This is a genomic window from Paenibacillus sp. 2TAB19 (assembly GCF_052115185.1).
In the GTDB taxonomy this organism is placed as follows: domain Bacteria; phylum Bacillota; class Bacilli; order Paenibacillales; family Paenibacillaceae; genus Pristimantibacillus.
In genome coordinates, this window is record NZ_JBFRGE010000073.1 from 21,139 (window position 1) to 33,508 (window position 12,370).

Consider the following 12,370-nt stretch of genomic DNA (forward strand, 5'->3'; position numbering starts at 1 on the left):
ATGGAGCAAATGTATATAAAATATAAAGGTTTGCTGCTTTCTCTAGCTTACCAGTTGACCGGCTCATTCTCCGATGCGGAGGACATCGTTCAAGATGTCTTCCTGAAGGCATATGACGGAAACCCGCTAGGTTTGGCGGAAGCGCCGCAAGCGTATTTATGCAAAATGGTGACGAATCGTTGCCGGGATTTGCACAAGTCGGCGCGCAAACGCAAGGAGCAATATTTTGGCGAATGGTTGCCCGAGCCCGTTCCTACCTCTGATGACGAAAATTTCGAAATGATCGCTCGATCCGAATTATTATCCTATGCCATGCTGGTTATGCTGGAAAGGTTGTCGCCCGCGGAGCGGGCGGTGTTTGTCCTTCGCGAAGCGCTTGGTTTTGAATACGCGGGTATAGCAGCCATTATCGACAAGAACGAGGCCAATACCCGCAAGCTGTTCAGCCGTGCGAAAGCGAAAATGAGAGAGGCTGGCAACGCGGCTGCCTTACCCTTCACGAATGAAAATGCAGCATGGGTTCGCCAGTTTTTGAACATGCTTGAACAAGACCGGGTCGACGAAGTGATGGCGATGCTAGCCCAAGATGTCGTGTTGATTTCCGATGGAGGCGGAAAAGTTGTCTCCGCGGTTCATCCGATCGTGAGCAGGTCATTTGTTTCCCGTTTCTTGCTCGGTATCATGCGCAAAAGTGCCAGCGACGGTGTTTCCTCGTCATTCCGAGTAAGTGAAATTAATGGTCAGATCGGCATCTCGATTTACTCCGAGCAGGGCATAGAGGCCGTTACTTTATTTCAAATCGAAGGCCATCTTCTTCGTAACATTTACTTGGTCAGAAATCCGGATAAGCTGAAGCTGTTCCAGAGCATTTGAACCAAGGTTTTGCAATCTGAACCACGTCGCCAAGACGTGGTTTTTTTATCTACTGAGAGCCATGGACATTCACTCAACGATGCAATAGGTTCTGGGCTCTTCTCYATTGCGTAGGCGTTGTGCCAACGAAACGTTTGAATACAGTCGCAAAATGCTGGCTCGATTGATAGCCCAGCTGGAAAGAAATGTCCGTTATCGACGCATCCGATTCCATGAGTTGACGGCATGCCGCTTTCACACGAAGACGTTCGACGAACGTCATTGGCGGCTCTCCGGTGAAGTCTTGAAACGTCCGGTAAAAGTGCGAAGAGCTGACGCCTGCGACAGCTGCAAGCTCATTTACCGATGGACGCCATTCCGGGTGTTTGCTCATTCGTGCAATTAGCTCATGAAAGGAATGAATCAGATCCGATGCGAGTACATTCGTTCCGGAGCGAGGTCCTATGAAGGCAAGGATGATTTCAATTAAAGCGGTACGAACAGCTGTGCTTTGACTAGAACTATCCTTCATTAATACCGACTTTAATTTCTTGAAAACGTCGACGGCCGGCAGCCCAAGATGAAAATGGCGCGGCAATTGCAATAATGCTTCTTCTATAATAATGCTCTCAGAAGGCGGCAAGCATAACCAACCGTCATGATGAGGGGCTTCTATGATCAACCACCAAAACTTGCAGGGCTCGATCACGTTAAAGCCCCCTCTGTGCTTCTCGCCGGGACGTGAATGGAACAGCTCGCCTGACATGGTCTCATAAAATTGCCCTTCAAGCACCCAGCTTGCTTTCCCTTGTTCAATAAGAACAAATTCATAACATCCGGGGTGTTCATGCTCATGCAGCGGCAGTGCCTTGCGCAATTCATCGCTGCCAAGCATGACGAATTCCGGTACGCTGCGGATTGGCGAATTGCTGTCGATATCGTATGTCCAGCGTTTGCTCATGCAAGGGGAGTCTCCAATCATTTGTTTGAGTATGTACTCTATGTTTCTCATCCTACTTCGTACGAACTTGAACGTCAATCGCCACTCGTTCAGGTTAAGATGATGTCAACCGCTAATAAGGAGGAACATAGATGAACTTACAAGCTGAAAGACAGTACAAAATTACGCAGCAGGATAAAGAAATATTTAACCGCGACGGCTATTGGATTAGCCCAAAGCTCATAGATGACGAGCAGATCGAACGATTGCGCGAGGCGCATGGACGGATATGGTCAGGTGATTACGACGGCGACGGGGTACCTATGAATCATTTTCGGCTTAGCGACAACCCTAGCGCGCTTCGCAAGCTGGATAATGGCTGGTGGATCAATGACGAAGTGAAGAAGACCGTATTGGATCCATTCATTGGCGAGCTGTCTGCCGATTTGTTGGACACGGATGAAATTCGACTTTGGCATGATCAGGTTATTTATAAGCCCGGTATCGGCAGTGAAGTTTCCGATGCAGGCAACGTGGGCTGGCATCAAGACTACGGTTACTGGCAATGCTCGGATACGCCCGATATGATAACCGTTTGGATTGCACTGCAGGACACGGATTTATCGAACGGCGGCATGATGACGATACTCGGCTCTCACAAGTGGGGATTGGTACCTGACAGCGACTCCTTCTTTAATACGAATATGGAGGAGCTGAAGGATAAATATTCGGATGGTCGAAGCTGGGTTGAAGAGCCATGTATTCTGAAGGCAGGACAAGCAAGCTTTCATCACGGTCTTACCTTCCACGGATCTGGACCGAATCGGACGAATGATCCGCGGCTATCGGTTGTATCTCATGTGATGAAAGGCGGTACGAGCTATCGGGCAGGCATCCAGCGTCATGACAACATTCGCCTGTTGGGACCGCGTCCGGTTCAAGGACAATCTTTCGCTAACGACTATTTTCCGATTCTTTTCAAGAGATAATCATACATGTAGACAAACGAACAGCCCTGCTCTCCCAATGGAGAAGCAGGGCTGTTCTTACTCATTCGGTATTAGTGATTAAGCACTTGTTTTCTTTGTTTATCGAAAGAGACGATTACGGCGAACAGCAGAAGAATGAAGCCCGTGAACATAAAACCTCCGATGGTATCGAAGGGCAGCCAGCCGAGTACGCTGGAACCGGCAACGACACCGAGCGAGAAGAAGGCGTAGAAGTAACCATAGGCTTTGCCTCGCAGATCGGCCGGTGTTGCTTGGATAAGCATTGTATTAATAGATGGGAATAGGAGTGCGAAGCCTACTCCGTATAGACCTAGTACAACATAAAGCGACAGTGTCGTATTCGACTGACTAATCAATAGCTGGCTTGCTCCCATTAGCCCCATGCCGATGGCCATTGTTCTTGACGGAGCGACACGGTCGAATATGCGATTCGTCGGAAGTACAAACAACAGGACGGCAATGATGCCAAACGTGCTCATTAACGTGCCGCTTAACCTTGAATCATAACCGAGCGACTGCACATGGAGAGGCAGTAAGTAAGCAATTACGCCTTGCGAGAACATTAAGAAAAATGCGCCGCCGTAAGCCTTTATTACACCTGCTTGGAAGAGCGAGCCAGCCGATTGTGCTTTAGCTTCAGCCTTCTCGTTTTTTATGATTTTATATTTCCTGAGAAAAATAGCAGATAGGACGGCGAGCAGCAAACCGAGTACGGCTACGCAAGTAAAGACGAACGGCACGGACGTTCTGCTTGCCATTATACCGCTGAAAGCAGGGCCGATAATGGCGGCAAGTCCGACGAACGTACCCGTGAAGGCGACTTTCTTCCCTTGCTCGTTACTCATCGTCGTATTCGCGGAGTAGGTGAACGCTGCCGGAACGATCAGCCCGGCGACGAAGCCGTGCAGGATTCGAACGATAATGAGCAAAGTCGGTTCTTCGACGAAATGATAGAGCAGCAATGCGCCGCTGGATAAGACCATTCCGGCCATCAAGATCCGGAAGGGGCCAACCTTATCCGTCATGATGCCGGACAATATGTTGCCAAGCGTATTGGCCAGCGAGTACAGAGCGATAACGAAACCAACAATAAAAGAGCTGGCGCCGACAGATGCCGCGAAGGTGCTCATGACGGGCAATTGCGCGAACAAATCGAAGAAAGAGAAGAACACGATTGCGTACACAAGCACGGAAATGTTAATCTGGCGCAATTCGTATTTGTTTTTCGCTTTCTTAAGCTGCCAATCGAGCACGAAGTTGCCGAACGGGACGAAGGCCGCAATGACGGCCGCGGCAGGCCAGAGAAGATTCCACTTCACTCGAATAGCTGCGTAGGCAATAGCCGCCGCATAGAGACAGAAGATGCCGCCGTGTATGCTGCCTACTATCGTGACTGCTTCCTCGATTCCACCCTTATACTTCAAAGGCATCGCAATGCCTAATAATACGATCAATGATATACCATCTAGAATGCCTGTTAGGCGTAAAAGGTTAATGGGATGTGCCCGCACTTGATTTGCTCCTAATCGCGTAATAATTGCTTCCTCTATTCTAGCATGCCGTTAAGCGTGTAACACGCAAACAATTGGACATTGTTTAAACTCCGTTTAAATTGGCGCGTTATGATCCTTTTATTCAGTTTTGTATAGGAGGAGTTTCAATGAGTCATGTATACAGAAAAGAAACCGGAGAGTGGGCTGTTGAAGCACAAGGGCTGGTCAAAATTTTCGGTGACAATCGGGCTGTAGACGGTGTGGATCTGAAAGTGCCTACAGGTTCGATCTATGGCGTGCTTGGTCCGAATGGAGCGGGGAAAACAACGACCATCCGCATGCTGGCAACGCTGCTGAGACCGGATGCTGGATCGGCTAAAATATTTGGGCATGATGTGGTGAAGGAATCTCAGATCGTAAGGCAATTGATTGGCGTGACCGGGCAGTATGCTTCGGTCGACGAGTCGCTTAGCGCTACCGAGAACTTAATTATATTTTCCCGCCTGCTGGGTCTAGGAAGAGCGGAGTCGAAGCGCAAGGCGGAGGAGCTGCTGGAGGAATTCGGCCTCACGGAGGCTGCGAAGCGGCCGCTACGCAACTTCTCTGGCGGCATGCGTCGCCGGCTGGATCTTGCGGCCAGTCTGATCGCGCAGCCGCCGCTCCTATTCCTTGACGAGCCGACGACCGGACTCGATCCGCGTACCCGCTCGCAGATGTGGGACACGATTCGCCGTCTGGTGAATACCGGTTCAACCGTTTTGCTTACGACCCAATATCTAGAAGAAGCGGATCAGCTTGCCGACAGAGTAGCGGTTATCGATTGCGGTCTCGTCGTCGCCGAAGGTACCGTAGATGAATTGAAAGCGTCGGTTGGAACGTCGTCCCTGCATTTGCGAGTAGCCGATGCAGAGTACATCGGTCAGGCGCGCCGAATCGTCGAGCAGGTGCTGCGCGTACAGACGAGCGTATCTTCAGAAGCTGCGAAAATTACGGCACCAATGGCGGATGCCGACTTAGTGACCGATCTATTGATCGCGCTTCGCTCGTCAGGTATTCATTTGGCAGAGCTTAGCGTACAAAAGCCGACGCTTGATGAAGTATTTCTAACGATTACAGGACATGGCGTTAAGGAGGAAGTAACCGTATGAACCACACAACTACAAAATCAACAGTCTATAGCGAGCTGAGAAACCGCACGAGCTTCAGACAATCGGTGCGCAACTCGTTCACGATGGCGTACCGGGGCTTGCTCAAAATTAAGCGTACGCCTGAGCAATTATTTGACGTAACGCTGCAGCCGATTATATTCACTCTTATGTTCACTTATATTTTCGGCGGAGCGATTTCCGGCGATGTCATCAGCTACTTGCCTGTCATTATTCCCGGCATTCTCGTTCAAACCGTTATCACGACCTCCGTCGTTACAGGTGTTCAATTGCGCGAGGATATGGACAAAGGCGTATTTGACCGATTCAAGTCGCTGCCGATCGCCCGTATTGCACCGCTTGCCGGAGCGTTGCTGGCAGATACGGTCCGGTACAGCATTGCAACAGTGCTTACCTTCTCCATGGGTTACGTAATGGGCTACCATCCCGAAGGCGGCTTAGGCAGCGTTGCGCTTGCCGCGCTGCTCGTCATCTTCTGCTCGTGGGCGATTAGCTGGATTTTTGCTTTCTTCGGCGTTATTGCGCGTACAGCGTCAAGCGTGCAAGGCATTTCGATGCTCGTGCTGTTCCCGCTTACGTTCCTGTCCAATGCCTTCGTACCGGTCGATACGATGCCGAACTGGCTGCAATGGTTTGTGAAGATCAATCCAATTTCGCATCTCGTTACAGCCGTCCGCGAGCTTACCAATTCAGGCACGGTTGGCATGGATCTTGTTATCTCGCTTATCGGCGCTGCGGTCATCGTAGCGGTCTTCGCACCGATTACGGTCAAAGCGTACATGCGCCGGACATAAGCAAAAACATTGTTAATAATATGTGCCAAACAGTCTTGCTTTATAGCGAGACTGTTTTTTGTTTATATAGGTAATGATATTTATGCTTTACTAGCGTTTTAAGCTATAGGAAGATCCTATCATTTTGGAATCAAATAAGAGGTGAATGACAGCTAAGAAGCGCGTATAATGGTGCACATGCACTTCTAGAAATTTATCGCAGAATGGATGATTCAAGTTGCAGCTCAAGTTATCGTCGGTCTACTTGCTCTTTTACATGGGGCTTGGCGCATATGCGCCGTATTTAAGCTTGTATTTGCATGATAGGGGAATTAGCGGCTCTCAGATGGGGCTCATACTAGCGCTAGGCTCGCTGGCGGGTATTGTGTCTCAGCCGTTATTCGGACTATTAAACGACCGTTCGAAAGATTATCGCTCGATATTGAGATGGATCTCGCTGCTGTCAGCGGTTGTCGTAATGGCGCTTGTTCCCGACCAAGGATTAACTGCGCTGATTATTACCTTCGTGCTGTTCTCGTTCATTAGTTCGCCTGCTTCGCCGCTAATTGACGCGATTGCCGTTCAGAACGGAACGGGGCACGGTTTTTCCTTCGGTGAAGTCCGGGTATGGGGCGCYATCGGCTTTTCTGTCATTACGGTTTTTGCAGGTTATCTTTTTGAGGATATCGGTTATAAGTATATTTTTACGGCGTATTCGCTGTTTGCGCTGCTGTTGTTTCTCTTCCTCTTCTGGCTGCCTGCTGTTCCAAGAGCCAAGCCAAAGCACCGGATAGAGAAAGGCGCCCTCCGGCAGCTTGTCACTAACTGGCGTTTTGTATGCTTTATTGCCATCAGCATCCTCGTATCGGTAAGTATGACGATGAATTTTAATTACTTATCGATCTTCCTTCAAAGACTCGACTATCCGGTGGAGCTTGTCGGGTGGAGCTTCACGGTTGCCGCCGTCGTCGAAATTCCGTTATTTTGGCTCTCATACAAGGTCATACGCCGGCTCGGCTTGTTCCCGCTGCTCATCGGCAGCGTGCTCATGTACGCCTTGAAGTATCTCGCGCTTAGCTTCGCTCCGCCGACTTACGTCGTTCTATTATTGCAGGCGGTAGACGGCATCGCGCTCGTCTTTTACTTCAGCACGGCTGTTGAGATCGTCAACCTGATGGCGCCGGACAACGGCAAAGCGACCGCGCAGACGATGTTCGCTGCCGCAGGCGGCATTGCCGGAATTGCAGCCAATGCAGCAGCCGGCTGGATCGTAGACCACCAAGGCCCGCAATTTCTGTTCGGCATGATGGGGGCCATGGGAATAACGGCGACGGTATTGTTCCTTTTATTCTACGTTAAAGGCGATAATCGGAAGCAGCTTGCAAACGTCGATCAATAGGACACTTATCTTAATCACGTAGCTTAATGAGCCATGCCCTTCGAGGYATGGCTTTTTTTGTGGGATCATAATTTAGTCAGCTATGTTTAAAATACAGGGAATTTATCCATTTATTTACTAGGAAATACGCCAAGCAGATTAGAATAACGTGATTTCCTCCTGTTAAATTCACCGATATCGCTTAGTCTACTCGTAAACGGAGTTATTAACGGGAGAAAATCCCTCTATATCATAAAAATGAACAGGGGATAGACGTAATAACGGGAGAAATTCCAGTTATCTCGTTATAGTAATAATTGACTGATATTTCTGGTTCACTCTCTCACAAAAAAAGCGCTTGCAAAGGAAGTTATTGTCATGGTATATTCATCTCGACAAAAAAATCTAAACGTTTAAATACGGAGGTGCAGTCGTGTCCAGCATAAGCATTAAAGACATCGCCGCAAAGGCTCGAGTATCCACAGCGACCGTATCCTATGTATTGAACGGCACCCGCAACGTCAAGCAGCAAACGCGAGAACGCGTCCTGCAAGTTATTGACGAAATGAATTATAAACCGAACAACGCCGCGCAAAGTCTGAAGCGCAGACGCACGAATACGATCGGTGTCATTGCGGAAGACGTCACCGTGTTCAACGTACCGGAAATTATCGACGGCATCAACGATTGCGCCGACCGGTTGGACATGCATATTTTGTTGACTAACTTGCGGCTGGATAAGAGAATCGGGCGCAGTTTCGACAATGTCGACGCATACCGGCATTTTGCGGACAACGCGGTGTCCGAGCTGCTTAGCAAGCAAGTGGAAGGCATTATCTATATCGGCGTGCATCCCCGTGATCTGACGGGACTGTGCGATACATTGGGCAAGCCGATTGTGTATACATACTGCTACACGCAAAGCGATCTGTCGATTCAATACGATGATGAGCAAGCAGCCTATGAGGCAATGGAGTATTTGGTGAACAAGGGCCATTCCCGCATTGCCATTATTAGCGGCGCTATGGATTCGATTCCGTCGCGGCTGCGGTTTAACGGGTTTTATAAGGCGGTTACAGAATTTGAATTGCCTTTTGATCCGCTCCTGATCAAAATGGGGGATTGGGAGGCAGAATCCGGATACCGGTTAACGAAGGAGCTTCTGTCGCTAGCCGTTCCGCCGACGGCCATTTTGTCTATGAACGACGTCATGGCGGTTGGCATTCTGCAGGCGGCTCGCGAGATGGGGGTTACGATTCCCGGAGCGCTCTCGGTCATCGGCTTCGATAACCGGGAATTCAGTGAGTATTTAACACCGCGGCTCACAACAATGGGTTTGCCGCTGCACGAGATTGGCTATAAGGCGATGGATGCATTATCCCGCATCCTTCAAGGCGAAGAACCAGATGTCAATTCGAAGCCTATATGTAAGCTGATTGAAAGAAACTCCGTAGCTTCACCTTAAAAGGCTATCGCCTTTTTTTAATGAAAAATCTAAACGTTTAGATTTTTGTTGAAAGCGTTACCTCTAGCATTGGCTATGATCCGAGAGGATTGAGCATATAACAAATCAGTTAAAGGGGATGATGGAATGCGTAAGGCAAGTATGGCTTTAACCGCACTTATCTTCATTTTATCAATGGTGTTGGCTGGATGCGGCGGCAACAACAATAACAACAAAGGAACGGAGGAAAGCCCGACTGCAGCGCCGGCGGAGACGAATAAAGCAACCGACGAGGCGCCGCCTTCGGCGGAGCCGACGAAGCTGACGTTATGGACCTTCGTTCAACAGCATGCGGACTTCTACAAATTCATGGCCGATGAATGGAACAAGGCAAATCCCGATCAGACGATCGAATTGGATGCGCAGAACATTCCTTATGACGATATGCATACACGTTTGCTGCTTGCCTTCCAGTCCGGAGAAGGCGCACCGGACTTGGTCGATATCGAGCAAAGCAAATTCCCGAATTTCATGAAAGGCGACGTGCAGCTGGTTGAGCTTAACGACGTCGTCGATCCTGAGATCCCGAATATCGTCAAATCGCGTGTCGACATCTACAGCAAGGACGGTAAATATTACGGCGTTGATATGCACGTAGGCGCGACGGTTATGTACTACAACAAAGAAATTATGGATAAAGCAGGCGTCAATCCAGATGACATTAAACTGTGGAGCGACGTTGAAACGTACGGCAAAACAGTTGTTGAAAAAACAGGCGTACCGTTCATCACGTTCGAGGGCGCCGGCAACTGGTCTTGGTGGCCCGCCATCAACCAATTGAAGTCCGATCAAGTGGGACCAAATGGAKAAATCACGGTTGACGACCCGCGCAATATTCAAGCGATGACCTACTTTAAGAAGCTGGTCGACGAGAAGATTGCCGCTATATCTCCAGGCGTCGGACATGATACGCCGGAATACAAAGCGTTCATGAACGCAGGCGGCGCGGCAGCCGTATTCATGCCATTCTGGTTCATGAACCGGTTCACCGACGAAATGCCGGATCTGAAGGGTAAAATGATCATTCGTCCAATGCCTGCTTGGGAAGAAGGCGGCAACCGTTCTGCCGGTATGGGCGGAACAGGCTTGTCGATTACGAAGCAGTCGAAAGCGTTGGATATTTCCAAAAAGTTCTTGGCATACGCCAAGCTGTCGAAGGAAGGCAATATTCAAGTATGGAAGCAGCTCGGCATGGACCCGATCCGCACGGAAGTTTGGAACGATCCGGCAATGGCGGAACCGAACAAATTCACGGATTATTTCGGTACGGATATCTTCGCTACGTTGAATGAGGTTAAGGACGAGATCTACCCGGTGAACATCCGTGAAACGTCCCCGAAAGTGTTCGACGCGGTTCGCAACGAGATCGTTCCGAAGATCTTCCAATTCGGCGAAGATCCTGAGACGGTAATCACCAAAGCAGCGGAAGCGCTGCGCAAAGAAACGGGTCAATAAGAACATCCGTTAACAAGGCCGCCGGCGAAGCAGTTCACAAAAGCCGTGCCCAGCAACGCCGGCGGCCGATTTATTTTTACAGCAGATTGCTTAGGGGTGAGACGTACATGAATGCCGACAATCGAGTCTCCTATAGGCGGAAGGACAGTGCGAAGGCGAGCAGGTTCAACGGTCAGAAGCTGGCTCCTTATCTTTTTATTTTGCCTTTTCTATTATCCTTTGTCATTTTCTTCTCCTACCCGCTCGTGAGTGCCGTCATCATGAGCTTTCAACGGGTACTGCCAGGAGATGTCGCCTTTATTGGACTGGACAATTACAAACGGCTATTCAATCCTGATTTCTACAAAGCGTTGTGGAACAGCACTCGCTATACGTTTTGGACGCTGATCGTACTCGTCCCGTTGCCGCTGCTGCTCGCGGTTCTGCTTAACGCAAAGGCGATGCGTGCCCGCAACTTGTTCAGGGCAAGCTTGTTTATTCCCGCGTTGACTTCGATCGTTGTTGCGGGCATCATCTTCCGGCTCATCTTCAGCGAGCTGGACGGAGCTATTATGAATTCCTTTATTAAGCTGTTCGGCTTTGACAGTCAGAAATGGCTGCTGAGCTCGTCGCTCAGCATGTTTGCTCTCGTCGTGCTTGCGACATGGCGTTGGGCGGGGATTAACATCTTATACTTTCTATCGGCGCTGCAAAGCATTCCAAGAGAGCTGTATGAATCGGCAGATATCGACGGAGCGGGTACGCTGGGCAAGTTTTTCAAAATTACGGTTCCGTTATTAAAGCCAATATCCATCTATGTGTTCACGATATCGATATACGGCGGCTACGCGATGTTTACCGAAAGCTTTATGCTGTGGGGGAGCAGAGGATCACCGCAAAATATCGGCCTAACGATGGTGGGCTACATTTATCAGCAGGGCTTCCAATATTTCGATCTGGGCTTCGGCTCGACAATCGGCATCACGCTTCTGGTGATAACGCTGCTGGTCAGCATGCTGCAGTTGAACGTGCTCGGATTTTTCAAGAAGGAGGACTAACATGACAGGAGCGAAGCGGGTCGGGATTATTCCCTCCTTATTGTTGATTGTGTTGTTCACGGTGCTGGCCATTATTGCGCTGTTTCCATTATTCGCACTGTTTCTCGCGTCAGTGAAACCGGCTTCGGAGCTCTTCCGTTTCGGTCTCAATGTACGGCTGGATTTTGATGTCATGACTTTGGCTAACTATAAGGCCATCTTCGCAGGCAAGGGCGGTTCGCAGAACTTTTTCGACTGGTATAGCAACAGCTTAATCATTACCGCTGTTTTCACGGTTATATGCTTGTTCTTGTCCTCCATGGTTGGCTACGGGCTTGCTATGTACAAATTCAAGGGCAGGACGTTCGTCTTTACGCTCGTGTTAGCCGTGATGATGATTCCGATGGAAATTATAATTTTGCCGCTATACAAGCTATCGATTGATTTGCTAATTATTGATTCGATATGGGGCGTCATATTACCCTTTGTTGTCGCTCCGCTACCGATCTTCTTCTTCCGTCAGTTCGCATCGGGATTGCCGAAGGACTTCATGGATGCAGGGAGAATCGACGGTTGCTCGGAAATGGGTATCTTCTTGCGGATCATGGTGCCGCTGCTTCTACCCGCTTACGGGGCGATGACGATTTTGCAGGCGCTGTCCAGCTGGAACAACTTCCTCTGGCCTGTCATCGTGCTGCGAACGACCGAGAAGTTTACACTGCCGATCGGCCTGGCCGGCCTGCTGTCGCCGACGAGCAACAACTATGAAGTTCTTCTAGCAGG

Annotated in this window: 11 protein-coding genes; 9 read left to right on the forward strand and 2 right to left on the reverse strand. The window is 49.5% G+C overall.

Going from position 1 to position 12,370, the window contains the following annotated elements:
* On the forward strand, positions 1-873 hold the full coding sequence (sigJ, locus tag AB4Z33_RS24590; RefSeq protein ID WP_442052419.1) for an RNA polymerase sigma factor SigJ: 873 nt from the start codon (positions 1-3) through the stop codon (positions 871-873).
* Positions 874-946: 73 nt separating this feature from the next.
* On the opposite strand, the gene AB4Z33_RS24595 is transcribed toward sigJ, so the two are convergent.
* Positions 947-1,813, reverse strand: coding sequence for a helix-turn-helix domain-containing protein (locus AB4Z33_RS24595; RefSeq protein WP_442052420.1), 867 nt, complete (start codon positions 1,811-1,813; stop codon positions 947-949).
* A 131-nt stretch (positions 1,814-1,944) separates the two neighbouring features.
* On the opposite strand from AB4Z33_RS24595, the gene AB4Z33_RS24600 reads away from it, so the two are divergent.
* The gene (locus AB4Z33_RS24600) at positions 1,945-2,781 is read left to right on the forward strand and encodes a phytanoyl-CoA dioxygenase family protein (RefSeq protein WP_442052421.1); all 837 of its coding nucleotides are present in this window, start codon (positions 1,945-1,947) and stop codon (positions 2,779-2,781) included.
* Positions 2,782-2,852: 71 nt separating this feature from the next.
* Here AB4Z33_RS24600 and AB4Z33_RS24605 read toward each other — a convergent pair whose 3' ends face one another.
* The gene (locus tag AB4Z33_RS24605; protein ID WP_442052422.1) at positions 2,853-4,313 is read right to left on the reverse strand and encodes an MFS transporter; all 1,461 of its coding nucleotides are present in this window, start codon (positions 4,311-4,313) and stop codon (positions 2,853-2,855) included.
* 149 nt (positions 4,314-4,462) lie between these two features.
* Here AB4Z33_RS24605 and AB4Z33_RS24610 point away from each other — a divergent pair, with 149 nt between their 5' ends.
* The 7 genes from AB4Z33_RS24610 to AB4Z33_RS24640 form a co-directional block, all read left to right on the forward strand.
* The gene (locus AB4Z33_RS24610; RefSeq protein ID WP_442052423.1) at positions 4,463-5,443 is read left to right on the forward strand and encodes an ATP-binding cassette domain-containing protein; all 981 of its coding nucleotides are present in this window, start codon (positions 4,463-4,465) and stop codon (positions 5,441-5,443) included.
* Positions 5,440-6,255, forward strand: a complete 816-nt coding sequence (locus AB4Z33_RS24615) for an ABC transporter permease (RefSeq protein WP_442052424.1) — start codon at positions 5,440-5,442, stop codon at positions 6,253-6,255. The genes AB4Z33_RS24610 and AB4Z33_RS24615 overlap by 4 nt, the downstream gene beginning before the upstream one ends.
* A gap of 217 nt (positions 6,256-6,472) precedes the next feature.
* Positions 6,473-7,633, forward strand: a complete 1,161-nt coding sequence (locus tag AB4Z33_RS24620) for an MFS transporter (protein ID WP_442052425.1) — start codon at positions 6,473-6,475, stop codon at positions 7,631-7,633.
* 412 nt (positions 7,634-8,045) lie between these two features.
* On the forward strand, positions 8,046-9,077 hold the full coding sequence (locus tag AB4Z33_RS24625; protein ID WP_442052426.1) for a LacI family DNA-binding transcriptional regulator: 1,032 nt from the start codon (positions 8,046-8,048) through the stop codon (positions 9,075-9,077).
* A gap of 126 nt (positions 9,078-9,203) precedes the next feature.
* Complete coding sequence (locus tag AB4Z33_RS24630) at positions 9,204-10,571, forward strand: ABC transporter substrate-binding protein (RefSeq protein ID WP_442052427.1); 1,368 nt, start codon at positions 9,204-9,206, stop codon at positions 10,569-10,571.
* 107 nt (positions 10,572-10,678) lie between these two features.
* Positions 10,679-11,608 carry a carbohydrate ABC transporter permease gene (locus tag AB4Z33_RS24635; RefSeq protein ID WP_442052428.1) on the forward strand — a complete coding sequence of 310 codons (930 nt, stop codon included), beginning with the start codon at positions 10,679-10,681 and terminating at the stop codon, positions 11,606-11,608.
* A gap of 1 nt (position 11,609) precedes the next feature.
* Positions 11,610-12,370, forward strand: a 761-nt coding sequence (locus tag AB4Z33_RS24640) for a carbohydrate ABC transporter permease (RefSeq protein WP_442052429.1), incomplete at its 3' end; no start/stop codon positions are given.